Below are 25,790 nucleotides of genomic sequence, written 5' to 3'. Positions count from 1 at the left end.
TGGCCGGGTGAGACCCGCCGCCTGGGCCCCGGGTTCCGCTGCGCGGCCCCGGGATGACGGCAAGCTTGTCAGCGGCGCTGGTTCCGCGCCACCACATTGCCCGTGGCGTGGTCGCCGTCGTCGGCGCTGCTGCCCCAGGGATAGCCGCGATCGGCGCCGCAATAGGCGCGACGGCCTTCGCGCGAACCGACGACGACCAGTTGAGGGCGCAGGCGCGCCGCGCCGCTGAAGACATTGTCCGTGATCGCATTGTCCGACGGCGTCTGATGACGGATCACCCCGCGCTCGCCGCAGTTGCGATAGAGGAAGACTCCGCCGCGCCCGCCCAGCAAGAACCGGTTGTCGACGATCCGATTGCGAGCCGAACCGTCCACCGCGATGGCCTCGCGCCTGGTCGTGACGGCGATGGTGTTGTTCTCGATCCGGTTGTCGGCGCTCTCGGCGTCCAGATAGACGGCGGTGGCGACGCTACTGCCCGTCAGCGTCGAGTTGGTCAGGCTGAGGCGGGTGACGCCCGGTCCGACATAGAGGGGAATGGAGCCGGTCCCGACGATCGCCACCCGCTCCAGTTCCACATGGCTGGGCGCCGCGCCCTGCGTGGTCGCTGTATGGTCGGCGGTGCGCGACGAGGCGCGCAGGTCGTCATAGCCGCCGTCCGCCCCCATGCCCCAGACGCGCACCGCGCCGTGGACGGTGCAGTCCTCGATGCGGACGTCGGTGGGGCGGCTCCAGTGCTGGGCCGAGATGCGGCGCGACCAGACGGCGATCGTGGGCGTCTGGGTGGTGGTCGCGACGCCCGGCTGTCCGACCGCGCCGCCGTTGCAGTCCAGCCCGGCGCCCGAGGCCTCGGCGCCTTCGATCAGCAGGGGGCGGCGGATGGTCTGGCCCGGCGCCAGCACGGCGCCGCAGGTCAGGCGATAGGGCGTATCCGCGTCGGCCGTCAGGTCGCGCAGTTCGCCGGCAGAGCAGGGCCGGGCGGCAGGCAGGGTCCAGGCGTCTGGCGCGGCGCTCAGCAGCAAGGCCGCCAGCAGCGCCGTCATCAGGGCAGGGGCGTGGCCAGAGCCAGACGCTCGGCCGCGCAGCCGGGACTGGTCAGGCCGGTGGCGCGGGCGGCGGCTAGCTCAGTACGAGCGGCGGCCAGATCGCCGTCGAACCCGGGCGTCGCGGCGGCGGCGTCGAACACAGCCCTGCCCAGAACCTCGCCGGCGGCGACGTCGCTCGGATAGTGCATGCCGCAGACCAGACGGCTGAGGCCCATCTCATGGGCGATGCGGCGCGCCTCGGCGGCGCGCTGCGGCTCCAGGGCGGCGAAGGCCTCGCCATAGACGGTGGCAACGGTCGAACTGCCGGAGGGGTAGGAGGCGCTTTTCCGGCCCGCTTCGCTGACGCGCTGGCAGGGGCGGCGCTCGGGGTCGTCGCCGATGGGGCGGGCGCGGAAGCCGCGCGCCTTGACCAGTTCGGCGGCGGCGTCGGAATCGTCGAACAGCCGCTGCATTAGCCGGTTCAGGTGGGGCGTCGAGGCCGAACCCAGTCGTACGCCCAGGGCGCAGTCGAAATGCTGCAGCGCTAGCGGCGGGCGCAGTTCGGCGTGGGCGGTGGCCAGCAGCCAGCGGTCGCTGTCCTCCAGCGCCTCGAACCGCTCCGAGCGCGCCCTGTCGGCCAGATCGGTTGCTGAGCCGGCGGCGGGGGGCGGCGGGGTCGCGTCGGCCAGGGCCTGGATCAAGGGGCTGTTCAGATAGCCCTTGGCCTCGGCGGCCTTGGACGACTGGGCCGCTTCGGGGCGGAGTGCGGCGGGGGTGCCCGCCGCACAGGCCGAGAGCAGGGCGGCGGCGGCGACGATGAAGGCCCCCCGGCGATGCATCAGGCCCCGGCGCTCCAGGTCAACTGGACGGAGGTTCGGCCGCCTTCGCCCGGCGAGGCGACGACCTGAAGCGTGGCGCCGTTGGCGGTGCGGGCGCCGGCCCCGTAGGCGCGAGCCTCGCCCTGGTTCATGGCCATGATGGGAGCCAGGCCGGCGGCTTCGGCGCGCTGGCGATAGAAGGCGATGACGGCCTCGGGCGCGGCGTCGGTCGTGAAGGTGATCAGACCGCCGGGGCCGGTCGGGCCGGCCGCGACGGTGGCGGGCGCATCGACCTGGGCGCCGGGATACAGGGCGGCGAAGACCGGCGCGCCGTCAGCGGCGGGCTCGGCGGCGGCCGTCGCGACGCTCGCGGCAGGTTGGGCGGGCGGAGCCTCGGCGATGGGCGGCAAGCTGGTCTCGGGCGCAGCCTCGCTGCGCCCGTCGCATCCGGTGAGACCGACCGTGAAGGCCACGGCGACGGCTGCCACGCTACGCTTCATTCCGCCTACGTCCTTGAGACTGTTCAACTTGATGACACCGTGGCCTATCCGTGCGGCGGCAGCAAGGCGGTTCAACCGGTTGGGGCGTCCACGTCGTCGCCGGGCTGGCCGGTCGACTTGCGGGCTTCGGCGGGGCCCCCGGCCGGGTGGGGGCCGTCGTCCTTGACGCGCCGCCCTTCGGCCGCCAGGGCCGCGTTGATGACGTCCTGATCCGGATCGATGTCCGAGCCCGAGGCCGAGCCGCCGCGCAGCGACCCCGCCCGCGTGTCGGAGCCCGAATCCGTGCCTTCCAGGGCCGTCTTCAGCGCGTCGGCGGTATGGCCTAGATCGGGCTTCTCGCCCATGACGGCGGCTTCGCGGGCATCTTCGGCATCGGTTTTGGGGTCGGCCATCTTTTTCTCCTGTTGCAGAGACAACGCAGAGGGACGGGCAGAGGGTTCCATAAAAGAAAAGGCCGGCGGATCGCTCCGCCGGCCTTAATGCCTTGTGCGCCTGACGCGCTTCGCGCTGCTTGAAGCGCTGGACCGCGGCCCAACAAGAAGTTCTTACTTGCCGAACAGCTTGTTCCAGCGGCGCTTCTCGCGGTTCTTCCAGGCGCCGCGGTGATAGGCGTCCGAGCCGATCAGCGGCACGACGGTCGTGGCTTCGGCGAAAACCATCTGTTCGTGCGTGGTCTGGACCTTGCCCCAGGAGGCGGCCTCTTTCAGCGTCGAGGACGAACAGGCTCCGTCGCGGACGTCGGCCACGGTGATCTGGACCGCATAGCGGTGCATCTCGGCTTCCACGCCCAGGATTTCGGCGCAGACCACGGTGTCCTGGGCGAAGTTCTTGGGCACGCCGCCGCCGACCATGAACAGGCCGGTGACGCCGGCGGCGATCTTGATGTCGGTCAGTTCGCGGAAGTCGGCGATGGCGTCGAGCATCAGGTAGGGCAGGCCAGCGGCCGCGCGCTCCTTCTGATGCTTGACCAGGCCGAAGCCGGCCGAGCTGTCGACGAAGGCGGGGCAGAAGATCGGCACGCCTTCTTCATAGGCGGTCTGGATCAGCGAGCCGGGCTTCTTGGCGTTGCCCTCCGACAGCCACTTGCCCATCTCCCAGATGAACTCGCGGCTGGAATAGCCGCGCGGCTCTAGGCGGTTGGCGATCTCCAGGATGGTGTGGTCGCAGGCCTGGAGCTCTTCCTCGTCGATATAGGTGTCGTAGATCCGGTCGATGTAGTTTTCGCGCAGGACGTTGTCGTCCACCTCGCCAGCGGCCTGATAATGCTTGAAGCCCAGGGCCTCGAAGAAATCCATGTCGACGATCGAGGCGCCGGTGGCGACCACGGCGTCGACCATGCCGAACTTCACCATGTCGCGGTAGACGTGCATGCAGCCGCCGGCCGAGGTCGAACCGGCCAGGATCAGCCACGGCGAGCACTCCTTGTCCTCGATGGCCATGGAGAAGATGTCGGCGGCGCGGGCGGTGTCGCGCGAGCTGAAGGACATCTTGCGCATGGAATCGATGATCGGGCGCGCGTCGAAGCTGGTGATGTCGACGTGTTCGACGACGTTCTGCAGCAACTGGGCCTTGGTGTTGGCCTGAACGGGAGCGTTCATTTCGGAGGTTTCCCTTGGATTTGAGCGCCCGTCGTCAAAAAAGAGCAGCGGCCCGGACGGAGCGACGGGCCGCTGCTTGTATCAATGTCCGAAGACGATTTTCGCTCAGTCGATCAGCGCTTGCGCTTGCGGACGCCGGCCTTGCCCTTGGGGCGCGACAGGCGGACGACCTTGCGGGCGGTCTCTTCGGCCGTGGTGCGCACGGTCGGGATGGAGCGCGGCGCCAAGCCGTACATCGAGGCCATCGGGGCGTCCTCGACCACGGCGATGTCGTGCTCGCCATAGCCGTTGAAGCCGGTCGTCATGGCCACGCCATAGGCGCCGAGCATGCCGATCTCGATGAAGTCGCCTTCCTGAACATCCGCCGGCAGCCAGAACGGACCCGGCATATGGTCGATGCTGTCGCAGGTCGGGCCGTAGAAGCGGAAGGGCTTCAGGTCCGACGAGGCCTCGCCGTTCCGAACCAGCTTGGTCGGGAAGGGCCAGCGCGAGTGGGTGGCGTCGAACAGCGAGCCGTACGACCCGTCGTTGAGATAGAGAGCGTCGCCCTTGCGCAGGTCCACGCGGCACAGCACCGACGACGACTCGGCCACCAGCGCCCGGCCGGGTTCGCACCACAGCTCGGTCGTTTCGGACACGGGCATCTCGTTGAAGCCGCGGTGGATGGCGTCGGCGTATTCGCTCAGATCCGGCGGGACCATGCCCGGATAGACCGAAGGGAAGCCGCCGCCGACATCGACGATGTCGACGAAGACGCCCGCCTTCTTGATGGCGCGACCGACCTGGGTCATGGCGGCTTCATAGGCGCTGGGGCGCATGCACTGCGACCCGACATGGAACGACACGCCCATCAGGCCTTCCTGCACAGCCTGGCGCACGGCCAGCAGCAGGGCAGGGGCTGCATCCGGCGTAACGCCGAACTTGCCCGACAGGGAATAGGCCGCACCGTCCGCCGAGACGGACATGCGAACGATTAGGTTCAGATCGTCGGCGTTGTCAGTGACGTCGAGGATCTTTTGCAGCTCGTCCTGGCTGTCGAGCACGAAGGTGCGCACGCCGTGTTCGGCGTAGGCCGCACGGATCGCGCCCCGGCTCTTGACCGGGTGCATGAAGGCCAGGCGCGCGTCAGGGCTGACCGAGCGAACCAGTTCGATCTCGGCCAGAGACGCGACGTCGAAGGCGTTGACGCCCTGTTCCACCAGGGTCTCGATGACCCAGCGGGAAGGGTTGGCCTTCACTGCATAGAAGACGTCGGCTTTTAGATTATCCTGGAACCAGCGCGCCGCTACGGAAACCGAACGCGGCCGCACGAGGGCGACGGGACGTTCAGGGGACCGCTCACGGACCAGGTCCAGGGGAAATTGGTACGTGCGCAATTCACGTAACCCCCTGCTAATTGTTAACCCAGACCGGCGTTAGCAGCGCTTAACGGTTAGACCACGGGGTCCGCCGGAACGCGCGATGTAGGGTCGGCGGACCGTCATGTAAAGCGGTAATTTCATGACTCGATCCACCGGAGAAGCGGGAGGCTTCATCCCTCGCACTGGACGAAAACGACGCAGACGTGCCATTAAGACTTGTCGAAACGCGCGTGGCGCGTCATGCGGCGCCCCCCTGTTGCAACCGTCACCTACGGGTTCATGAATCCTTCAACCGCCGCCGTCGCGTCCGTACGGGATGTGTCAAAGACCTACGGAGCCAGAAAGGCGCTCGACGGCGTGTCCGTCGAAGTGGCCGCCGGCGAGATGGTCGCCCTGATCGGTCCGTCCGGTTCGGGCAAGTCCACGCTCCTGCGCTCCATCACCGGACTGCACCCGATCGACCCCGGCAAGGGGACGATCCAGGTGTTCGGCGAAACCGTTCAGCAGAACGGCCGCATCACCGGCGCCGTGCGCAAGGCGCGCGGTCGTATGGGCATGATCTTCCAGCAGTTCAATCTGGTGGGGCGTCTGTCGCTCTATTCCAACGTCATGCTGGGCGCCCTGGGGCGCCTGCCGGACTGGCGTGGCGTCTTCGGCGTCTGGCCCAAGGCCGACCAGGATCGCGCCATGGCGGCCCTGCACCGCGTCGGCGTGTCGGAATACGCCGCCCAGCGCGCCAACACCCTGTCGGGCGGCCAGCAGCAGCGCGGCGCCATCGCCCGCGCCATCGTCCAGGGCGCACAAGCCATTCTGGCCGACGAACCCGTCGCCTCGCTGGACCCGGTTTCGGCCCGCAAGGTCATGGAACTGTTGGTCGAGCTGAACAAGCGCGACGGTCTGGGCGTGATCGTCACTCTGCACCAGGTCGACTACGCCATTCGCTACTGCGACCGCGTCGTCGCCCTGCAAAAGGGCAAGGTGGTCTATGACGGCCCCTCGACTGGTCTCGATTCCAAGCGCCTGATTGAAATTTACGGTCCTGAGTATGAGGACGCGTTCTGGGAAGCCAAGGCATGACCCGCACCGCCATCACTCGCCGCCTGCTGGGCGTCGCCGCCGCCGCGACCCTGGCCGTGGGACTGACGTCCTGCGGCAAGGGCGAGGAGACCAAGTCGGGCGCCGCCCCGACCGAGATCACCTTCTCCATCCTGTCGGCCGAGGGCCAGGCCTCGTCGGGCCCGATCTGGCAGCCGCTGCTGGACGACATGTCCAAGTCGCTGGGCGTCAAGGTCATCCCCCGCTTCGGCTCCAACTATAATGTCCTGATCGAAGCCATGCGCTTCAACCAGTCGCAGGTCGGCTGGTTTTCGGCCAAGCCGGCGCTGGAAGCCATCGACCGCGCCAACGGCGAAGTCGTGGCCCGCATCGTCGATCCGGAAGGCCGCGACAGCTACCAGTCGACCCTGATCGTCAAGAAGGGCTCCGGCATCACGCTGGACAAGGTCCTGGCCTGCGACAAGACGCTGACTTTCGGCATCGGCGACGCCCAGTCGACCTCGGGCACGCTGGCGCCCATGACCTTCCTGTTCAATCCGCGCGGCGTCGTCCCGTCGCAGTGCTTCAAGGTCGTGAAGTCGGCCAGCCATCAGAACAACGCCTTCGGCGTCGCCGCCGGCGTCGTGGACGTGGCCACCTCGAACAGCGTCAACACCATCTTCATGAAGCGCGAGAGCCCGCAAACGGCCGCCCAGCTTGAGGAAATCTGGCACTCTCCGCCGATCCCGGAATCGGGCATCGTCATCCGCGAGGACCTGGACCCGGCGCTGAAGGAGAAGATCCGCAGCTTCTTCCTGACCTATGGTCAGGGCGAAGGCGCCGAGGCCGAGCGTCAGCGCAAGGTGCTGCTGGGCCTGAACTATTCCATGTTCCGCGCCGCCGACGACAGCTATCTGGATCCGGTGCGCGAAATGGTCGCCGATCAGAAGCTGACCGAGGCTCGCGCCAAGAACGACAAGGTCGGCGTCGCCACGGCCGAACGTGAACTGGCCGCTCTGCGCGCCAAGCGCGAGGTCCAGCCGTGACCGCACCCGTGACCACGGCGGCCATTCCCGCCGCGCCGACCAAGCCGCTGTCCGCCTGGATCTTCGACGTCGTCCTGTGGGGCGGCATCGCGGCTCTCCTGCTGGTCAGCTTCAAGGCCGTCGACCTGCCGAACCTGAAGCTTCTGGTGACGCGGTCCAGCGACATCGGCGTCTTCGCCAAGGACCTGCTTCATCCTGACTTCGCGAACTGGAAGATGCTGGTCGCCCAGATGTGGCAGACCATCCAGATCGCCCTGTGGGGCACCTTCCTGGCCATCTTCCTGGCGGTTCCGCTCAGCCTGATGGCCGCGCGAAACATCTCGCCCGCCTGGCTGGTCTGGCCGGTGCGTCGCGTCATGGACCTGCTGCGTTCGATCCCCGACCTGGTGATCGGCCTGCTGTTCATCGTCGCCGTGGGCCTGGGCCCGCTGGCCGGCGTCCTGGCCATTGCGCTGAACACTGCGGGCGTTCTGGCCAAGCTGTTCTCCGAAGCGGTCGAATCGATCGACAAGGGTCCGGTCGAGGGCGTGCGCGCCACGGGCGCGGCCAAGCTGCACGAGATCGTCTGGGGCGTCTTCCCTCAGGTGGCCCCGCTGTGGACCTCGTTCGCCCTCTATCGTTTCGAGTCGAACAGCCGTTCGGCCACTGTTCTGGGCCTGATCGGCGCGGGCGGCATCGGTCAGGTGCTGTTCGAGAGCATGGGCGCGTTCAACTACAATCAGGTCTCGGCCATCGTCATCATCGTCGTGGTCGCCGTGACCCTGATCGACGTCCTGTCCCAGGCGATGCGCAAACGTTTGCTCTGACTGTCACAAAGGTCTGGCCGGACCGTCACATTCCGCTGCTCTAAGCGTCATCAACTGACGTCTGGAGAGGTCCGGCCAATGATCCGTCCCCTGAAGTTCACCGCCAAGTTCGGCGTTTGCGCCGCCGCTCTGATCGCTCTGGCGGCTTGCGGCAATAACGAGGGCGCCGCCCCCGGCAACCAGAAGGCCCGCGCGGGCATCTGGGCCGCCGGCTCCTCGACCGTCTTCCCCTTCGCCACCCGCGTGGCCGAGAATTTCGCCCGCACTTCGGGCGGTTCGGCGCCGCGCGTTGAATCGCTCGGCACCGGCGGCGGAATCCAGGCCTTCTGCGCCGGCGTCGGCCCCTCGACCCCCGACATCGCCAACGCCTCGCGCCCGATGAAGCAGGGCGAGTTCGACCGCTGCGTCGCCAACGGCGTCACCGACATCGTCGAGATCAAGATCGGCTTCGACGGCATCGTCATCGCCACGGCCCGCACGGGCAATAGCTTCAACTTCGAGCTGAACGACCTGTATGAAGGTCTGGCCAAGGAGGTTCCTGGCCCGAACGGGACCTTCATCGCCAACCCGGCCAAGACCTGGAACGAGGTCAACAAGGGCCTGCCGAACCAGCGCATCCAGGTCTACGGCCCGCCGCCCACCTCGGGCACGCGCGACGCCTTCCTGGAACTGGGCATGGCGCCGGGCGGCAAGCTGATCCCCGCCGTCGCCGCGTTCAAGGACGACAAGACCAAGTTCGAGACCCTGACCCATACCCTGCGTGAGGACGGCGCCTGGGTCGACTCGGGCGAGAACGACAACGCCATCGTCCAGACCCTGACCCGCACCCCGGGTTCGCTGGGTGTGTTCGGCTTCTCCTTCCTGGAGCAGAACATGGACACGGTGAAAGCCGAGACCATCGACGGCGTCGCCCCTTCCGCTGAAACCATCGCCGACGGCAGCTATCCGCTGGCCCGCAGCCTCTACATCTACGTCAAGAAGGCCCACATCGGCGTGACCCCGGGCCTGGAGCAGTTCGTCCAGGAGTTCGTGTCCGAAGGCTCCGCTGGCCGCGGCGGCTATCTCCAGGACCGCGGCCTGGTGCCGCTGCCCGCCGACCAACTGGCCGCCGAACGCGCCAAGGCCGCCGCCATGACCGCGATGGCCCGCCCGAACTAGGCAGGGTTCGCCCCTTAAACGGAAACGCCCCGGACGAGATCGTCCGGGGCGTTTTTCTTTGTCTGCGTGGCGGCCCGAATTCCCAGCGAGAGAGTGCCTAGGCCAGAAGGTCCTGGGCCAGAGCCTGCATCGGTTGCGGCAGGGGATACATGTGCGCGTATTGCAGGATCTGCTTGGCGATCAGCTTCATCCGGTTCTCGAAGCTGAGGACCGGCAGGGTGCCCAGCAGCGGGGTGTTGTAGGGCGCGATATCGCTGCGCTGGAACTCCAGCGCCATGCTCATGCGCGGGCCTTCGGCGAACGGGCTGGACTGGCCGCCCCAATGCAGCACCGCCTGATTCCAGCAGAACCAGTCGCCCGGCTTGCCGGGCAGGGCGCGAATGGAGGGGTAGTCAATTTGCCAGGTCCGGTCCTCGGAGGTGCCGTAAACCGGGTCGCGGCTGGCCGGCAGCATATACATGCAGCCGTTGAGCGGCGACGCTTCCGTCAGCGGCACCCAGACGGTGAGGGACAGTGGCGTGCCGTCCGGCGCCAGGGCCTGGAACCCCTTGTCCCGGTGGGGCCGCCAGCCCGCCTGCCCCGCCTTGGGATCGACGTGCCAGGCCCAGAAGTCCGGCAACACCTGATAGGAGGCGCCTAGGAAGGCGGCGATGGTCTGGTGCTGGCGGTGGAAGACGGCCCAGGCCTCGTCGAAGACGAAGGCGAAGACCGGCGGAATGCCCATGGCGACGCAGCGGGCGATGCCCGCCGCCAGTTGCCCGGCGAGTCGGGGCAGCTCCGGATCAGCTTCCTGGAAATAGCCCTCGGTGATCAGGCGCTGGCTCGCGCGCTCGCCTGCCTCCGGGCTCAGGGCGTTGAGCGCGAACTGGCCTTCGAACAGGGCGCCGATCGAAAGTTCCGGGAAGGTATCGCGCCAGAAGGCGATATCCTTCATGGCCTCGGTCGGAGGATTTCCGGCTGAGGCGAGGGTCGATGAGGCGGGGCTGTGACCGGCGAGGGGCGTGGCGGAATCGGGCATCGGACTCTTTGCGCTGGAGGCGGACAGGGTGCGTTCGGACAGGGTTCCAATGAGTTTCCCCACCCGGAATCTACTACCGCTTATGGCAGAGATGCGTGACTCTATCCAATCGGCGGCGGCGCGCGGGATGGCTCGATTATCGCCTTCTTCGGTCGAGGGTGCGGCGGAATTCTCAGTCGTGAACGACGTGGGTCCGGATGAACTCGCGCGCCCGCAGGATGATCTGTTCGCCCGGTGTGTCCGGACGACCCAGCGAGCGGTCGCCTAATCGGTCGAGCGCGTCATAGGCGCGCCTGGCCACGGCCTCCATGTCGCGCGGATCCCATGAGGCGGAGGGAGGCGCCCATCCGCCGCGTTGCGCGAGTTCGGGATAGGCGGGCCAGATGGGGCCCAAAGCGAGATCGTCATGCGGCAGGGGCGCGGTCGGGCTGCGGGGAACCGCAGTCAGGTCGAGCGCCTGGCGCGCGACCGACTGCAGGATCTCCACCCTTGGATGGTTGACGGTATGCATGAACGGCGCGGCCGGCGCCGTCAGGAAGGCCGAAAATTCAAAGCCGAGTTGCGCGGCTTGGGCGGCAAACAGGGCGGCGGCTTCCTCGAAGGCTTTGAAATAGCCCAGCGCGGCGTAGCTGAAGCCGTTGAACAGGCGCGCGGCGCAGTCGGGGGAAAGACCTTCGCACCAGGCGGCGCACAGCAGGGCGGAGTGATAGGGGCCGACGATCCCGTCCGCCGCTCGACCCTCGCGCAGCACATAGACGCAGTCGGGGTGAAAGCCGCGAAAGATGATCGGCGGCCAGCGCAGCGCGGGCCGCTCGCTGCTCGCCAGGGCGGCCGCGAAAAGCCCGGCGAGGCGAGGTTGCACCTCCTCCAGCGTCTGGATCATGGCGATATCGCAGGCCGCCATCTCGGCGGCGATCGCGGCAACGACCTCAGGGTCGTCTCCGTCGGCCAGGGACACGCTGCGCGTCGTCACCTCGGCCTGGGGGGCGAGCAGGCGGATGCATCGGGCGACCCCTTGCGCCTGACAATTGCCCAGGACCCCGATCTTCATGGCCGATCGATCGCTTCTTCGTCGCAGATCACGCCCTGAAGCGCGGCGTCGACGGCCGCCGCCGACGGCGCTTGCGAAACGGGGCTATCCGGAGAGGCGGGGCGGGCGTCCGTCTCGATCAAGTAGTGGCGGCCGAAGATTTTCATGACCTGGTCCACCCCCTCGGGGCGCACGCTGCGCAGGTCTTCGGCGAAGTAGCGCCCCCGGGTGTGGGGGCCGGTGATGATTTCGTAGCTGGGGAAGTAGTCGACGTCAGAGTTCTCGCGGACGACGGCCTCCACGGCCACGCGCAGCACCGCCTTGCTATAGGTGGTGGCTGTCAGCACGTGTCGGTCGCTGACCGTCGCCACCAGCGCGACGGGCGATACGGTGAGCAGCACCCGAAGGTCGGGATTGAGGATGCGCGCCAGTTTCAGGACGGCGTTGAGGTCGTCCACAACCTCCTGAACCGTGAAATGCCGAGGCTGAATCAGGTCGGGCCGCGGCGCCTCGCCTGCGACCCCTGGGGCCAGGGGAAAGACGGCCCCGTCTGCCTGCGAAACCCAGCCTTCCGTAAGCCCCAGGGTGAAGACGAGGACGTCCGCTTGCTCGAACATTTTTCGTACGGCGTCCAGATGCCGGTCTCGATTAGCCAGCATGGCCTCGGCGCTGTCGAAACCGCCGGGTTCGACCTGTGGCCGGAAGGGATCGACGAAGCGCGCGCCTATACGCCAGGCCGGCTCTGCGGGGTCAAACAGGCCGAAGGCGCGTTGGAACAACTGCAGCAGTTGGCGAGCGGTGTAGATGTTGCCGAACCGGGCGGGATAGACGCCATAGTTGCGATCTTCCGGTCCCGGCTCCGTGACCAGGTAGCGGTAATCCTGGGCTTGCAGCGCCCTCGACATGTGCTGGGCGAAACAGCTTCCGGCGGTGACGATCCGGTCTTCCCGGTCGATGCGGAAGCGCGGGGCCGCGACGGGGTCCACGTCTTCCGCCGCGATTCGGGCCACGGCGCGGGACCAGAAGGCATGGTCAGGTTGCGAACGATAGGGATTGTGATCTTCGCTCGCCATGCACCCTCCCGGTCAGGCCGCCGCCTTGCGCCTCAGGCGGGCGATGCGGCGCAGGCGGCGCCAGAAACGACCGCGCTCGGGGTCGGGATAGGGCTGCAGGTTTTCCACGAACTGTTCCGCCGAGGCGCGCCAGCTGAACTTCTCGGCGTAGGCGCGCACGTCCCCGCGATCCAGTTCCAGGCACTTCAGGCAGGCGGTCTTCAGGTCGTCGTCGATAGCCCCGGCGTTGGAGCCCGGGATGATGTCGATGGGCCCGTGCGCCGGATAGGCGGCGACCGGCGTGCCGGCGCCCATGGCCTCGAGGATCACCAGGCCGAAGGTGTCGGTCCAACTGGGGAAGACGAAGACGTCGGCGTCGGCGAAGCAGCGCGCCAGTTCCTCGCCGAAGCGGGCGCCGAGGAATTTCGCCTCGGGGTATTTCACTTCCAGTTCGGCACGGGCCGGGCCGTCGCCGACGACGATCTTGGTGCCGGGCAGGTCCAGTTCGAGGAAGGCCTCGATATTCTTCTCGACGGCGACGCGGCCGACGTTGAGGAAGAAGGGTCGGGGCCACGCGTCGCCGCCCATTTCCTTATAGATCGGCTCCAGATCCGGTCGGAACAGGTCGGTGTCCACGCCGCGCGTCCACGGCGAGACGTTGCGGAAGCCGTGCTCGACCAGCTCGTCGCGCAGGGTCGGGGTCGCCACCATCAGCCGGCCCGACGGCTTGTGGAACCATTTCATGTAGGCGTAGCCGACCTGCACCGGGATCGGGAAACGGGCCGAGACGTATTCCGGGAACTTGGTGTGATAGCTGGTGGTGAATGGCAGCTTCCATTCCACGCAGATGCGGCGCGTGGCGATGCCCAGCGGGCCTTCGGTGGCGATATGGACGGCCTCGGGCTCGAAGGCGCGCAGGCGCTCGCGAATCTCTTCTTCGGCGCCCAGGGCCAGCCGGATCTCGGGATAGGTCGGGCAGGGGATGGTCTTGAACTGGCTGGGTTCAATGACCTCGACCTCATGACCCATGGCGCGGCATTCGGCCACGGTTCGAGTCAGGGTGCGGACGACGCCGTTGACCTGAGGCTCCCAGGCGTCGGTGACCAGGACGATACGCATTGAAATCGAGTGGGCCCCGGGCCGTTTCGCTGAGCCAAAAGTTCTAGACGGTTAAAATGACGAAGGCGAGACGGGTTTACAGCGGCAGCACCGTCGTCGACTTCACCTCTTCGAGAACGGCGTAGGTTCGCGTCTCGCGCACGCCCGGCATTCGCACCAGGATGTCGCCGAGGAAGACGCGATAGGCGTCCATGTCGGCCACCCGCGCCTTGATCAGATAGTCGAAGCCGCCAGCCACCATATGGCACTCCAGCACCTCGGGCTGGCGGCGCACCACGTCGGCGAAGGCGTCGAAGACGTCGCCCGTGGTGCGGTCCAGCAAGACCTCGATGAAGATCAGCAGCGCCCGCTCGGCGCTGGCGGGGTCGATCAGGGCGGCGTAGCCGGTGATGACCTTCTTGTCCTTCAGCCGCTTGACCCGCTCGAAGCAGGCGGCGGGCGACAGATTGCACCTTCGCGCCAGTTCCGCGTTGGAGATGCGGCCGTCGGTCTGCAGCACGCGCAGCAGTCGGCGGTCGGTATCGTCCAGAATTTGCATGGTGGATCAGCCTATTTGCCGAAGAATCGCTGGTTCAGACGGTCATCATACAATGCACATTCGGCCAAGTCCGCCATATACGCCGGAAATCGCAGGGTTTGATCCCAGGGTGAGTTTCATGACGCCGACCGACCTCCAACACTGGGACGACCTGGACCGGAACAAGTTCCGCGACGAACGCGAGACCGTGGCCGAACTGCTGGCCCATCTGCCGATGGATCTCGACGAGCGCGCTGACGTGTTGCGCGACGCCGTGGCCCTGGTCGATCACGCCCGCGCCAGCCAGAAGAAGCAGGGCGTGGTCGAGAGCTTCCTGCAGGAGTTCAGCTTGGGCACCCGCGAGGGTCTGGCCCTGATGTGCCTGGCCGAGGCCCTGCTGCGCACGCCCGACGCCGGCACCCGCGACCGTCTGATCGCCGAGAAGATCGGTTCCGCCGACTGGGCCTCGCACATGGGCCAGTCCGACAGCCTGTTCGTCAACGCCTCCACCTGGGGTCTGATGCTGACCGGCAAGCTGGTCGATGTGGACGAAGAGGCCAGGACCGACCTGTCGGGCTTCCTCAAGCGCATCGCCGGGCGTCTGGGCGAGCCGGTCATCCGTCAGGCCGTGGCCACGGCGGTCAAGATCATGGGCGAGCAGTTCGTCGTCGGCCGCACCATCGAGGGCGCGCTTAAACGGTCGGACCGCGAAGGCTGGCTGTGCAGCTTCGACATGCTGGGCGAGGGCGCCCGCACCGTCGCCGACGCCGAGCGCTATGAAAAGATTTATGCCGACGCCATCGAGGCGGTGGGCAAGACCAACAAGGGGCAGGGACCCGAGGCCGGCCACGGCGTCTCGGTCAAGCTGTCGGCCCTGTCGCCCCGCTATGAGGCGACGCAGGAAGATCGCGTGTGGGAGGAGCTCTATCCCCGCATCCTGCGTCTGGCCCTGATCGCCGCCAAATACGACATCAACTACACCATCGACGCCGAAGAGGCCGACCGTCTGGCCCTGTCGCTGAAGCTGCTGGAGCGGCTGGCACGCGAACCGGCGCTGGGCGACTGGCAGGGCCTCGGCCTGGCCGTTCAGGCCTATCAGAAGCGCACGACCGAGACGGTGCAAAAGCTGGCCGACCTGGCCAGGTCCTCGGGCCGTCGCCTGATGGTGCGTCTGGTCAAGGGCGCCTACTGGGACACCGAGATCAAGCGCGCCCAGGTCATGGGCCGCACCGACTATCCGGTCTTCACCACCAAGCCGGCGACCGATCTGAACTATCTGGTCTGCGCCAAGGCCCTGATCGAAGCCTCGCCCCACATCTACGCCCAGTTCGCCACCCACAACGCCCATACGCTGGCCGCCGTGCGTCGTATGGCGCGTGACCGCGACGTGGTCATCGAACATCAGCGCCTGCACGGCATGGGCGAGGCCCTCTATGACGCCGCGCACGAGGCCTGGGCCGACGAGGACGTCATCGTCCGCGCCTACGCCCCCGTCGGCGGCCACGAAGAACTGCTGCCTTATCTGGTGCGCCGCCTGCTGGAAAACGGCGCCAACTCCTCCTTCGTCCACGCCCTGCTGGACGAACGCGTTCCGGCGGCCGCCGTCGCCGCCGACCCCATCACCGCCGTCGAGGCCCAGCCCGACCGTCACCCCAGGATTCCGGTTCCCATGAACATCTACGGCGATCGCCAGAACTCCCTCGGCCGCGACTATTCGCAGGCCGCCGACCGTGACCGCCACGCCCAGGCTCTGGAGCGCGTCGACAGCGAGAAGCTGACGTCCGGCCCCATCATCGGCGGCAAGCTGCGCGCCGGGGTCAACGCCCAGGACGTGACCAATCCCTTCGACCGTTCGCAGGTGCTGGGCCACGTCTCGGAAGCCTCGGCTGACGACGTGGACGCCGCCGTGATCGCCGCCGGGAACGCCCAGGTCGCCTGGGACCGCATCGGCGGCGCGGGCCGCGCCCCGGTCCTGCGCGCCATGGCCGACGGCCTGGAAGCCGAGATGGACCGTCTGGTCGCCCTGCTGTCGCGTGAAGCGGGCAAGACGCTGAACGACGGCGTGGCCGAGGTGCGCGAAGCCGCCGACTTCTGCCGCTACTACGCCCTGCTGGCCGAGCGCGACTTCGGCGGCGCCCAGACGCTGAAGGGGCCGACCGGCGAGACCAACCAACTGGTGCTGCACGGCCGCGGCGTCTTCGCCGCCATCAGCCCGTGGAACTTCCCCCTGGCCATCTTCGCCGGCCAGATCGCCGCGGCTTTGGCCGCCGGCAACGCCGTGGTGGCCAAGCCCGCCGAACAGACCCCGCTGATCGCCGCCGAGGCCGTCCGCCTCTTCTACAAGGCTGGCCTGAACCCCGACCTGCTGGCCTTGGTCCCCGGTCGCGGCGAGATTGTCGGCGCGGCCCTGACGGCCCATCCGGGCATCGACGGCGTGGCCTTCACCGGCGGCACCGACACCGCATCCGCCATCAACCGCGGCCTGGCCGCGCGCCCCGGCGCCATCATCCCCTTCATCGCCGAGACCGGCGGCCTGAACGCCATGTTCGTCGACACCACGGCGCTGAAGGAACAGGTCATCGACGACGTTATCCTGTCGACCTTCGGTTCGGCCGGGCAGCGCTGCTCGGCCCTGCGCATTCTCTATGCGCCTAGGGAAGCCGCCGACGCCCTGATCGAGGGCCTGAAGGGCGCGCTGGCGACCCAGGTGCTGGGCGATCCGACCGATCCCAAGAGCGACATCGGCCCGGTCATCGACGCAGAGAGCCGCAAGAACCTGGAAGCCCACGTCGAGCGCCTGTCGAAAGACGCCAAGATCGTCGCCCGCGCCGAACTGCCGGCCGGCTACGCCCAAGGTTCTGGCAAGGGCGACCTGTTCGCCCCGACCATCGCCGAAATCCCCACGCCCGACTTCCTGGAGCGCGAAGTCTTCGGCCCCATCCTGCACGTCTATCGCTATGACTCGAAGGACCTGAAATCGGTCGCCGCCAAGCTGGCCGCGCGCGGCTACGGCCTGACGCTCGGCGTCCACAGCCGCATCGAAGCCTTCGCCGACGAGGTCGTGCGTCTGGTCCCGGCGGGCAACGTCTATGTGAACCGCTCAATCATCGGCGCCGTCGTCGGCGTCCAGCCCTTCGGCGGCGAAGGCCTCTCCGGCACCGGCCCCAAGGCCGGCGGCCCCAACAGCCTCATCCGCTACGCCGCGGAAAAGGCCATCAGCGTCAACATCGCGGCGCAAGGCGGCGATCCGGCCCTGCTGAACCTCTGAACGAGGCCCGGGAGGCGCATCGATGCGACCCTGGTCGATGCGCCGAAGGCTTCGCGTCCCGCCGCAAATCGGTCTAAGGCGAGCGGCTAAGTGATGATCGAACTCTTCCGCAGCAACAACGTCGTCGTGCGCAGCGTCCCCGTCGGGGATGCTGGCCGCTGGGTCGTGACCTTCGACAACTACGGCCTGGGGCCGGGCTTCAATCGTCCCGGGTTCGGCGAGGCCTTCCTGCGTCAGTCCGGCGTTTCGGCCATCCATGTCATGGGGCGTCGCGAGGACTGGTATCAGTATCCCGAGATGGCCGAGGCCATGGCCGCCGTGCGCCGGGCGACAGCGGGCGCCGACCGGGTCATGACCTATGGCTCCAGCATGGGCGCCTATGCGGCGCTGCGCTTCGCGGATGCGGCGGGGGCGGACGCCGTGCTGGCCATCTCGCCTCAGTATTCGGTCGACCCGGCCAAGGTCCCGTTCGAGACGCGCTGGCTTCAGGACGGCCGCAGCATCGCCTTCCGGCCCGAGATAGAGGGGCGCCTGAGCTGTGCCTGCCGTCCGGTGATCGTCTATGACGCGACCGGCGACGATGAACGCCAGGTCCGGCTGATCGCCGCCGAGATCAAGGCTGATCTGATCGGCCTGCGCTACATTCACCATCCGGCGACGACGTTTCTGCAGGAGATGGCGCTGCTGGGGCCGTTGGTGTTCGACGTCCTCGCGGGCGATCTGGACGTGGAGGCGTTTCGGGCCGAGGCCAAGGCGCGCCGTCGCGACAGTTCGATCTATCTCAGCCGGCTCGCCGAGCTTCAGCCCGTCTGCCGGGCCCGCACCGCCCGGGCGCTGGCGACCCTCGCGGTGGAACGCGCGCCGCACAGTCCGATGGCGTTGACGGCGCTGGCGGCCTGCCTCGGCCTCGCTGGCGAACACGACGAGGCCGTCGCCCTGCACGAACGCGCCACCGAACTGGGCCTGCGCGCGGCCAACCATCTGGTGCCGCACGCCAACGGCCTGATCGCCGCCGGTCGGGTTGAGGAGGCTCTGCCTCTGGTCGAGGAGGCGGTGGACAAGCTGCCGACCGCCGCGCACCTGCGCTACTGGCACGGCTTGATCCTCTGGCGCGCCGGGAAGACAGAGGCGGCGGTCGCGGCGCTGGAGATGGCGGTGCTTCTCGACCCGCACCCACCGTCCTACCGGGAACTGCTGGACACCTGCCGCACCAACCTCGAGCCGACCGTCGAAGTCAGAAAGCTGGCGCGGATCCTGCGCTTTGTCCGCCGCCGCATCGCGGTCGACGGTCCGCTCGCGACGGCCCGATCGCGACGACGGGCTCGCTAGGCGCCGGGCGACAAGACGTGAGCGACCCCTGAGGCGGGGCGTCCCGTCAGCCTTCGAACGGTTCGAGCGATCGTCCTGCGGATAGTCATCTAGAAGGTTCGCTGATGGATATCCGCGTTAGCCGCGTTGGACGATGATGCCGACCGAGGTGGTTGCGTAGCCCCATAGCGCCATCCGCAGATGGGGCTGTTCGCGATAGGGCATGACGTCGAGATACTGGTCGATGGGGCCGTCGCCCATTTCCAGATCGAAGGTCGCGACCTTGTGGCCCTGCTCGGTTAGGCGCTGCGCCAGCCGCTCCAGATCCTGTCGGCGGAACAGGACGGTGTCCATGTTGTCGATCGTCTCGACGTTGGAGCCGTAGTTGTATTCCGTCGTGTGCACCGCCCAGCCGCCGGGCTTGAGGCATTGCACCGAGCGTTCGACGAAGGCGAGGCCCTTTTCGATGGAGCCCAGATGCTCAAGCGCGCAGGCCGACCAGCAGAAGTCGAAGCCGGCCAGATCGTCGGGGATGTGGTTCATGTCGCAGGTCTGGAACGAGACGTTCTCGTTAAACAGGGCATCCGGGCAGACGATGGATTTGCGCAGCGCCTCCTTGCCGGTGGCGTGTTGGTTGGTCAGGGTCCAGCCCATTTCCTCGGCGCTGCTCAGGTCCATGTCGGTCGCGGTGATCCGGCAGTTCTGCGAAGCGAAGAAGGCGCTGAGCGGTTCTGAACCCACGCCGAAGCCGAGGCCGCGTGCGCCCGACACAATCGCCCCGCGTTCCCACAGGGCCTGACAGATGAAGACAAACTCCCACAGCTTGCGGTGATAGCGTAGACCTTCGTTCAGCCGCTTGGTCCAGTAGGAGAACCACGGAGTCTCGAAGCTGTCCTGACGGCAGACCGTTCCATGAGGGAAGACGTGGCCGCCGGGGCGGCCCGGAATCATCGGCGGCTGGCCGTCCCACAGGCGGCGCTCCGGCAGGGTCTGGACGCTGTGCAGCAGCCGCACCTCGCGGCGATGCTCCTCAAGCGCCTTGCTCAGCTGATCGAGTTGCGAAGGCGCCTTTTGCAGCCGCTCCAGCAGCAGTTGGGCCCGCTGCAGGTCTTTGATCCAGGTCTTGAACGGTTTGGCCAAGGCGGTCTCGCGTCAATACGTCGGGAAAGGCCGGAGCCTCGTCGACCACGGTCCTATAGGAAATGCAGGATGCCGGGAAAGCGGTTGAAGAAAATTAGCCGTTCAGGCCGATTTTCGGCCACCCGCCGGCCCGGCTCAAGGCGCTGAGGCGAGGCTTGTCGATCTTTTCGCCGATCCAGCGGGCGGCGTTGATGAGGGCGTCGAGGTCGTAGCCTGTCGAGAAGCCGGCGCGTTCCAGCATGTAGACCAGATCTTCGGTAGCGACGTTGCCCGTCGCGCCGGGCGCGAAGGGGCAGCCGCCGATGCCGCCGGCCGAGGCGTCCAGAATATTGACCCCGGCCTCGACCCCGGCATAGGCGTTGGCCAGGCCGGTGTTGCGGGTGTCGTGGAAATGCAGGCGCAGGGTCGCGTCGGGCGCGGCCTTGCGGGCGGCCTCGACCTTCTTCGTCACGCTCCACGGGTCGCCGACGCCGATGGTGTCGGCCAGGGCGATCTCCTCGACGCCCAGGGCGGCGATGCGGGCGACCAGATCGCTGACCTGTTCGACCGAGACTTCGCCGTCGAAGGGGCAGCCCCAGACGCAGGACAGGGTGGCCGACAGCTTCGGCGTCGCGCCCGGCGCGCCCTCTACGCCGCTTGGGGCATTGGCGCGGCCCGCCATGATGTCGGACAGCATCTGCACCTGCTGGTCGACGTTTAGCCCCTGGTTCTTCAGGCCGAAGCCGTCGGTGGCGGACATGGCGACGTTGACCTCGTCCACCGCCGTGCCGAGCGCCCGGTCATAGCCCTTGTCGTTCAGCGCCAGGCCGATGCGGCTGCGGCCCGGCTCATGGGGCAGGGCGGCCATGACCTCTTCGGCGCCGGCCATCTGCGGCACGTATTTGGGATGGACGAAGCTGACGGCCTCGATCCGCTTGGCCCCGGCGGCTTCGAGGCGGCGCACGAAGTCGGCGCGGACGGCGGGCGCCAGCACCGCCTTTTCGTTCTGCAGGCCGTCGCGCGGCCCGACCTCGACGATCTGGATGAACCGGCCCATCAGCGCGCGCTCCGCTCGCCTGCGCCAGCGGGCGCATAGACGGTCAGGCGCACGTCGTCGCCCGAGGAGTAGTTGTGGCCGCTGACCACGCCCACGGCGCGTCCAGCGGCGCCCAGGTCGGCCAGGGCGCGGCGGAAGGCCTCGTCGTCATGGGCCTCGACGATGGCGGGACGGCCCTCGGCCAGGGCGCGGGCGGCGCCGGGACCGTCGGTCAATTGGGTGTCGCGCCCGGTCAGGAAGACGAAGCTGGGCTCATGATAGGTGGTGATGGCCACCGGTCCCGGATAGCGGCCCTGACGCGGGCTCAGTTCGGCCGATTCCAGCGTCTTCACCAGGCGCGGGGCGATGGACAGGGGGCGCAGCTGGCGGATGGTCCCGGCCAGGCCTGCATGGGCGATGACGCCGCAGAGGATGGCGGCCAGGACCCCGGTGATCGCCGCCCGGTTGAGCAGCAGGAAGCCGCCGACCGCCGCCGCCATGACGGCGAAGACGATGGTGACGGTGGCCCAGGTCTGGGCGGTCGAGCGGCCATATTCGGTCAGGCCGTAGACGGTGATGGCGCAGATGACGACGGCGGCGAAGAGGCCCAGCAGGGCACCCGAAATGCGCGAGACCTTGCCGATCGGCTGGGTCAGGGCGGCCGCCGCCAGCAGCGCGATCGCGCCGAAGGTGGGCAGGGTGTAGTGCCACAGCTTGGTTGGGGCGATCTCGAACATCAGCCAGGCCGGGACCAGCCAGCAGACGGCGAAGCGGATGGCCGGCTCGGCGCGACGATGCCAGCCCGTCGACAGGGCGGCGGGCAGCATCAGGGTGACGGGGAAGAGCAGCAGGGGCGACAACAGGGCGTACATGCCGATGAAGCCGCCGTGGCTTTCATGGGCGCCCGCTAGTTTCGGGGCTAGATCGCCGCCGATGGCTTCACGCCAGAAGCCGCCGTCGGTGGCGATGGTGATGGCGATGGCCCAGGGCCCGACCAGCAGGGCCACCAGAGGCAGGCCCCAGCCCCAGCCGAGCTTGCCCAGCCACTTGATGTTTCGATCCCAGGCCGACAGGGCGATGATCGACAGCGCGACGACCAGCAGGCCGATCGGTCCCTTGATCAGGATCGACAGGCCGATGCCGAGCCAGAACAGCAGCTTGTGCCATCGCACCGGCTTATCGCCCGCCCGTGTCGCCATGTAGATCCGCGCCAGGGCCGCCATCGCCAAGGTCGTCAGGCCGCACAGCATGGCGTCGGTCTTGGCGATGCCTGCCTCGGTCGACAACAGGAAGGTCGCGCCCAGCATGGCGCCCGCCAGGAAGCCCGCTCGGTTGCCGAACAGGGCGGCGCCGGCCCAGGCCACGGCCCAGGCGGCCAGCATGGCGCCGAACAGCGACGGCAGGCGATAGGGCTGGATACTACGGTCCTCGACATCCGAGGTCAGCGCCACGGCGGCGGCTTGCATCCAGTAGATGCCGACCGGCTTTTTCCAGCGCGGTTCGTCCTGGAAGCGGATATCGACATAGTCGCCGCTTTCCAGCATCTGCGCCGTCGCCTGGGCGAAGCGGCTCTCGTCGCGGTCCAGCGGCGGCAGCAGTAGGAGACTGGGCAGGCCGGCGAGTAGGGTGAGCAGGGCCGCCAGAACGGGGCCGCGCCAGCCGACGATGAAATGATCCAGGTTCGGGCGGTTCATGAGGCTGTCGTATCACGCCGACGACGCCCCCCGGAAGCTTCAGCTTTCACCGACGGCGCGGCGCCCGTTTTCCTCGGACCCGACGATGCGCTACAGAGCGACGGATGACCGACAGCCTTGCTTCCGTTCCCGACATCTCCGTCGTCGTGCCCGTTCACGACGAATCCGGCGCCGCCGTGCCTCTGGCGCGTGAGATCGCCGAGGCCTTCGCCGGTCGGTCCTATGAAATGATCTTCGTCGACGACGCCAGCCGCGATTCGACCCTGGCCGAGTTGAAGGCCGCCATGGCCGAACTGCCGACCCTGCGGGTGCTGGCCCATGCGACCAATGCGGGCCAGAGCCGGGCCGTGCGCACCGGCGTCCTGGCCGCGCGCGGCGGCGTCGTCGTGACCCTGGACGGCGATGGCCAGAACCCGCCCGCCGACGCCCCGCGTCTGGCCGACGCCCTGATGGCCGCGCCGCCCAGCGTCGCCCTTGTCGGCGGCGTTCGCGCCAAGCGTCAGGACAGCGAGGCCAAGCGCCAGGCCTCGATCTGGGCCAACCGCATCCGCCGCAAACTGCTGTCCGACGACGCCGACGACACCGGCTGCGGGCTCAAGGCCTTCCGTCGCGACGTCTTCCTGCGTCTGCCCTACTTCGATCACATCCACCGCTATCTGCCGGCGCTGACGATCCGCGAGGGCTACGAGAACCGCTACCTCGAGGTGGATCACCGTCACCGCGAGACGGGCCGCTCGAAATACACCAACTGGGGCCGGCTGCGGGCGTCCTTCTCGGACCTGCTGGGCGTGATGTGGCTGAAGTCGCGTTCACGCCGTCCAGGCCCGATCAGCGAGTTCTGAGGCGGTTGCGCCCATATGGCGGTGTACCGGAAACGGGGTTAAGCAGGGGCATCTGGAGGGGCCGCCCATGCTGATCGCCATACCGCTGCTGATCGTGCCGGTCGTGATCTACAATCTGGTCATTCTACTCGGCGGGGGCGGCGCGGAGTCTGTTCTGGGCCCGGCCTCGGTGCTGAGCGAAGAACTGTTCCGCGTGCCGATGACCTCGGGTGCGGTCTGGAGCGTCAGTGTCGGCGACCTGATCCTGTTCCTGTCGCTGATCCTGCTGTTCGTGGAGCTGCTGAAATCGACCTCTAGCCAGCGGGTCGCCATCGTCAATCACGCCCTGTCGATGGTGCTGTTCGTGGTCTGCCTGGTCGAGTTCCTGCTGCTGCCGGGCTTTGCCGGATCGGTCTTCTTCCTGATCCTGACCATGGTGCTGCTGGACGTGCTGGCGGGCTTCATCGTCACCATCATCGCCTCGCGGCGCGATTTCGACCTGAACCCGCGCTGAGAGTCCCAGGCTCCGGGGCCTTAGCTGAAGGCGACGAAGACCAAGGCGACAACGGTCACGTCGAACAGGCGGGCGGCGAGGTTGAAAACGGCGGGCATGGACGAGGTTCCAGCGAAAGACGCCGGACGCATCGCAAGCCGCATGCCATCATCCCGTCAGGATCAGACCTCGGTCCGCGCCGCCTTGCCCACGCGCGGCCGCCGGTCGCGCTGGCCCGAGTATTCCGCGCCCAGATAGGTCGAGCGGGCGGCGTCCAGCACCGGCGGGCCGCCCTTTAACCCGCGCTTCTGGCCCGTCTGGCCGATCACCTGGGCGGCGAACAGGGCAGGGGGCGCCAAGGGATTGGGCGGCGCCACGGCAGGCTTTGCCGGGGAGGCGGCATGTTCGACCCGCTCGCCGGTCAGAATCAGGGCGCGCGAGGCCGCTTCGGCCCGGGCTTCGGCCGCCCGCCGGTCGCGCCCGCGCCGGTCGCCTTCGCGGCGCTCCTGCGCCGGGTCCTCAAGGGGGCCGACCGGGCGCATGCCGTCGGTCATTTTCCGGAACCGGCCAGGCGGTCGATCTGGGCGCGCATCTCGTCCATCTGGCGGCGCATCTCGTCGAGGGCCGTGTCAGCGGGCGCGGCTTTATGGGCGGGCTGGGACGAGGGCTCGGGGGTTGCGGTTTCCGCCTCGGCGTCAGGACGGCCATAGCCGGTCATTCCGGGAAAGATTTTCATGGCGCGTTCGAACATGGCCATGTTCTGGCGCACCGCCTCCTCCATCAGCCCGCCGCCCGGCGTGCCGGCGAAGGTGCGGGTGAACTGGCTGCGCAGCTGCTCTTGCTGGCGGCTGAAGCTGTCCAGCGACATCTCCAGATAGGAGGGCAGGACCGCCTGCATCGAGTTGCCGTAAAAGCCGATCAGCTGGCGCAGGAACTGCACCGGCAGCAGGGCTTCGCCCCGGCTTTCTTCCTCGAAGATGATCTGCGTCAGGATCTGACGCGTCAGCTCGTCATTGGTCTTGGCGTCATAGACGACGAATTCGACGCCCTCGCGCACCATTTGCGCCAAATCTTCCAGCGTCACATAGGCGCTGGTGGCGGTGTTATAGAGCCGTCGGTTCGCGTATTTCTTGATGACGACGACGCCGTCACGGGTTTTTCCGCCCTCGGATTTCTTGTCGGCCACGCTTGTTCTCGCGTTGTTGCAACGCCGCACTATCACGCGTTGCGAGCGCGAACGCCAGAGCCCTGAATTGTCTCAGGTCGCGCCCGGCGCCAGCACCACGCCGACCAGGATGGCGGCCCAGTGCACGCCGGCGCCGGCGACGACAAAGCCGTGCCAGATGGCGCGGCGAAATTTCACCTTCTGGCTGATGAAGACGAAGACGCCCGAGGTGTAGATCAGCCCCCCCGCGACCAGCAGGCCGAGGGCCAGCGGATGGACCGTCTCGATCATCGGCTTCAAGGCGAAGACCGCCACCCAGCCGAACAGGACATAGACGCCGCTCCAGAAGGCGTCGGAGATGCGTGGGGCGAACATCTTCACCCCCACGCCGGCCAAGGCCATGGCCCAGACGCCGATCGTGAAGCCGATCGACCAGCCGCCCTCGAATCTCTGGGTGGTGAAGGGGGTGTAGCTGCCGGCGATCATCAGGAAGATGGCCGCCTCGTCCAGCCGCCTAAGCACCGGCCGCGCCGCGCAGGGGTGGGTCAGATTATAGACGGTCGAGGCCGTCAGCATGGCGATCAGGCACAAGGCGTAGACGGCGGTGGACACCACGGCCCCGACGCCGCTGTAGAGCCCGGCCAGCACCGCCAGCACGACGCCGCCGACCGCTGCCAGACCCAGGCCCACCGCGTGGACCCACAGGTCGGCCAGACGTTCGGCGCGCGTCTGGTAGTGCTCGATCATATCAAGATCGTCGGGCGTCCAGACCCGTCTCGCCAAGGATTTCAGCCGCACCAGCATCA

General features: G+C 67.8%; 26 protein-coding genes. 8 read left to right on the top strand and 18 right to left on the bottom strand.

From position 1 onward, the window contains the following. Positions 1-68: 68 nt before the first annotated feature. The 6 genes from AB4Y68_RS04470 to AB4Y68_RS04445 form a co-directional block, all read right to left on the bottom strand. The gene (locus AB4Y68_RS04470) at positions 69-1,040 is read right to left on the bottom strand and encodes a right-handed parallel beta-helix repeat-containing protein (protein ID WP_441454309.1); all 972 of its coding nucleotides are present in this window, start codon (positions 1,038-1,040) and stop codon (positions 69-71) included. Next, positions 1,040-1,861: a phosphatase PAP2 family protein gene (locus AB4Y68_RS04465; protein WP_441454308.1), complete on the bottom strand. Its 822-nt coding sequence runs from the start codon at positions 1,859-1,861 to the stop codon at positions 1,040-1,042. The genes AB4Y68_RS04470 and AB4Y68_RS04465 overlap by 1 nt, the downstream gene beginning before the upstream one ends. Next, positions 1,861-2,340, bottom strand: coding sequence for a hypothetical protein (locus AB4Y68_RS04460; RefSeq protein WP_441454307.1), 480 nt, complete (start codon positions 2,338-2,340; stop codon positions 1,861-1,863). Before AB4Y68_RS04460 ends, AB4Y68_RS04465 begins: the two co-directional genes overlap by 1 nt. A gap of 71 nt (positions 2,341-2,411) precedes the next feature. Then, complete coding sequence (locus tag AB4Y68_RS04455; protein ID WP_441454306.1) at positions 2,412-2,732, bottom strand: ribonuclease; 321 nt, start codon at positions 2,730-2,732, stop codon at positions 2,412-2,414. Positions 2,733-2,885: 153 nt separating this feature from the next. After that, a complete protein-coding gene (locus tag AB4Y68_RS04450) occupies positions 2,886-3,938 on the bottom strand; it encodes a 1,9-bis(guanidino)-5-aza-nonane synthase (protein ID WP_441454305.1) in 1,053 nt (350 codons plus the stop codon). Between the two features lie 113 nt (positions 3,939-4,051). After that, a complete protein-coding gene (locus AB4Y68_RS04445; RefSeq protein WP_441454304.1) occupies positions 4,052-5,314 on the bottom strand; it encodes a type III PLP-dependent enzyme in 1,263 nt (420 codons plus the stop codon). A 264-nt stretch (positions 5,315-5,578) separates the two neighbouring features. On the opposite strand from AB4Y68_RS04445, the gene phnC reads away from it, so the two are divergent. From phnC to AB4Y68_RS04425, 4 genes are all read left to right on the top strand, one after another. Beyond that, the gene (gene phnC, locus AB4Y68_RS04440) at positions 5,579-6,376 is read left to right on the top strand and encodes a phosphonate ABC transporter ATP-binding protein (protein ID WP_441454303.1); all 798 of its coding nucleotides are present in this window, start codon (positions 5,579-5,581) and stop codon (positions 6,374-6,376) included. Beyond that, a complete protein-coding gene (phnD, locus tag AB4Y68_RS04435) occupies positions 6,373-7,380 on the top strand; it encodes a phosphate/phosphite/phosphonate ABC transporter substrate-binding protein (RefSeq protein ID WP_441454302.1) in 1,008 nt (335 codons plus the stop codon). The genes phnC and phnD overlap by 4 nt, the downstream gene beginning before the upstream one ends. After that, positions 7,377-8,186, top strand: coding sequence for a phosphonate ABC transporter, permease protein PhnE (phnE, locus tag AB4Y68_RS04430; protein ID WP_441454301.1), 810 nt, complete (start codon positions 7,377-7,379; stop codon positions 8,184-8,186). The genes phnD and phnE overlap by 4 nt, the downstream gene beginning before the upstream one ends. 78 nt (positions 8,187-8,264) lie before the next feature. Next, complete coding sequence (locus tag AB4Y68_RS04425) at positions 8,265-9,344, top strand: substrate-binding domain-containing protein (RefSeq protein WP_441454300.1); 1,080 nt, start codon at positions 8,265-8,267, stop codon at positions 9,342-9,344. A gap of 97 nt (positions 9,345-9,441) precedes the next feature. Here the strand turns inward: AB4Y68_RS04425 and AB4Y68_RS04420 are convergent, their stop codons facing one another. The 5 genes from AB4Y68_RS04420 to AB4Y68_RS04400 form a co-directional block, all read right to left on the bottom strand. Continuing rightward, positions 9,442-10,362, bottom strand: coding sequence for a phytanoyl-CoA dioxygenase family protein (locus AB4Y68_RS04420; protein WP_441454299.1), 921 nt, complete (start codon positions 10,360-10,362; stop codon positions 9,442-9,444). Between the two features lie 172 nt (positions 10,363-10,534). Further along, positions 10,535-11,413, bottom strand: coding sequence for a WcbI family polysaccharide biosynthesis putative acetyltransferase (locus tag AB4Y68_RS04415; protein WP_441454298.1), 879 nt, complete (start codon positions 11,411-11,413; stop codon positions 10,535-10,537). Then, entirely contained in the window at positions 11,410-12,465 is a 1,056-nt protein-coding gene (locus AB4Y68_RS04410) for a GSCFA domain-containing protein (RefSeq protein WP_441454297.1), read from the bottom strand. The genes AB4Y68_RS04415 and AB4Y68_RS04410 overlap by 4 nt, the downstream gene beginning before the upstream one ends. 12 nt (positions 12,466-12,477) lie before the next feature. After that, on the bottom strand, positions 12,478-13,563 hold the full coding sequence (locus tag AB4Y68_RS04405; RefSeq protein ID WP_441454296.1) for a glycosyltransferase family 4 protein: 1,086 nt from the start codon (positions 13,561-13,563) through the stop codon (positions 12,478-12,480). A 76-nt stretch (positions 13,564-13,639) separates the two neighbouring features. Then, the gene (locus tag AB4Y68_RS04400) at positions 13,640-14,101 is read right to left on the bottom strand and encodes an Lrp/AsnC ligand binding domain-containing protein (RefSeq protein ID WP_441454295.1); all 462 of its coding nucleotides are present in this window, start codon (positions 14,099-14,101) and stop codon (positions 13,640-13,642) included. Between the two features lie 118 nt (positions 14,102-14,219). Here AB4Y68_RS04400 and putA point away from each other — a divergent pair, with 118 nt between their 5' ends. Next, positions 14,220-17,348: a bifunctional proline dehydrogenase/L-glutamate gamma-semialdehyde dehydrogenase PutA gene (gene putA / locus AB4Y68_RS04395; protein ID WP_441454294.1), complete on the top strand. Its 3,129-nt coding sequence runs from the start codon at positions 14,220-14,222 to the stop codon at positions 17,346-17,348. Positions 17,349-17,441: 93 nt separating this feature from the next. After that, positions 17,442-18,677 (top strand): tetratricopeptide repeat protein, encoded by a 1,236-nt coding sequence (locus AB4Y68_RS04390; protein ID WP_441454293.1) that lies wholly within the window; start codon positions 17,442-17,444, stop codon positions 18,675-18,677. A gap of 117 nt (positions 18,678-18,794) precedes the next feature. On the opposite strand, the gene AB4Y68_RS04385 is transcribed toward AB4Y68_RS04390, so the two are convergent. The 3 genes from AB4Y68_RS04385 to AB4Y68_RS04375 all read right to left on the bottom strand — a co-directional run bounded on the left by AB4Y68_RS04385 (position 18,795) and on the right by AB4Y68_RS04375 (position 22,505). Further along, on the bottom strand, positions 18,795-19,796 hold the full coding sequence (locus tag AB4Y68_RS04385; RefSeq protein WP_441454292.1) for a class I SAM-dependent methyltransferase: 1,002 nt from the start codon (positions 19,794-19,796) through the stop codon (positions 18,795-18,797). Between the two features lie 94 nt (positions 19,797-19,890). Further along, positions 19,891-20,832: a hydroxymethylglutaryl-CoA lyase gene (locus AB4Y68_RS04380; protein ID WP_441454291.1), complete on the bottom strand. Its 942-nt coding sequence runs from the start codon at positions 20,830-20,832 to the stop codon at positions 19,891-19,893. Continuing rightward, entirely contained in the window at positions 20,832-22,505 is a 1,674-nt protein-coding gene (locus tag AB4Y68_RS04375) for an ArnT family glycosyltransferase (RefSeq protein ID WP_441454290.1), read from the bottom strand. The genes AB4Y68_RS04380 and AB4Y68_RS04375 overlap by 1 nt, the downstream gene beginning before the upstream one ends. Before the next feature lie 104 nt (positions 22,506-22,609). Here AB4Y68_RS04375 and AB4Y68_RS04370 point away from each other — a divergent pair, with 104 nt between their 5' ends. Next, positions 22,610-23,347 carry a glycosyltransferase family 2 protein gene (locus AB4Y68_RS04370; RefSeq protein WP_441454289.1) on the top strand — a complete coding sequence of 246 codons (738 nt, stop codon included), beginning with the start codon at positions 22,610-22,612 and terminating at the stop codon, positions 23,345-23,347. Between the two features lie 67 nt (positions 23,348-23,414). Further along, on the top strand, positions 23,415-23,840 hold the full coding sequence (locus AB4Y68_RS04365) for a hypothetical protein (RefSeq protein WP_441454288.1): 426 nt from the start codon (positions 23,415-23,417) through the stop codon (positions 23,838-23,840). A 20-nt stretch (positions 23,841-23,860) separates the two neighbouring features. Here AB4Y68_RS04365 and AB4Y68_RS04360 read toward each other — a convergent pair whose 3' ends face one another. The 4 genes from AB4Y68_RS04360 to trhA all read right to left on the bottom strand — a co-directional run bounded on the left by AB4Y68_RS04360 (position 23,861) and on the right by trhA (position 25,788). Beyond that, positions 23,861-23,983, bottom strand: coding sequence for a hypothetical protein (locus AB4Y68_RS04360; RefSeq protein WP_441454287.1), 123 nt, complete (start codon positions 23,981-23,983; stop codon positions 23,861-23,863). 18 nt (positions 23,984-24,001) lie between these two features. Then, entirely contained in the window at positions 24,002-24,373 is a 372-nt protein-coding gene (locus AB4Y68_RS04355) for a hypothetical protein (RefSeq protein ID WP_441454286.1), read from the bottom strand. Beyond that, positions 24,370-25,005, bottom strand: a complete 636-nt coding sequence (gene phaR, locus AB4Y68_RS04350) for a polyhydroxyalkanoate synthesis repressor PhaR (RefSeq protein WP_441454285.1) — start codon at positions 25,003-25,005, stop codon at positions 24,370-24,372. The genes AB4Y68_RS04355 and phaR overlap by 4 nt, the downstream gene beginning before the upstream one ends. Positions 25,006-25,077: 72 nt before the next feature. After that, entirely contained in the window at positions 25,078-25,788 is a 711-nt protein-coding gene (gene trhA / locus AB4Y68_RS04345) for a PAQR family membrane homeostasis protein TrhA (RefSeq protein ID WP_441454284.1), read from the bottom strand. Positions 25,789-25,790: the final 2 nt, after the last annotated feature.

It is taken from the genome of Brevundimonas sp. 2YAF1, from assembly GCF_052114745.1.
GTDB lineage: Bacteria > Pseudomonadota > Alphaproteobacteria > Caulobacterales > Caulobacteraceae > Brevundimonas.
The sequence above is the reverse complement of the archived record's forward strand: the minus strand, read 5'-3'. Positions and strand labels throughout refer to the sequence as shown.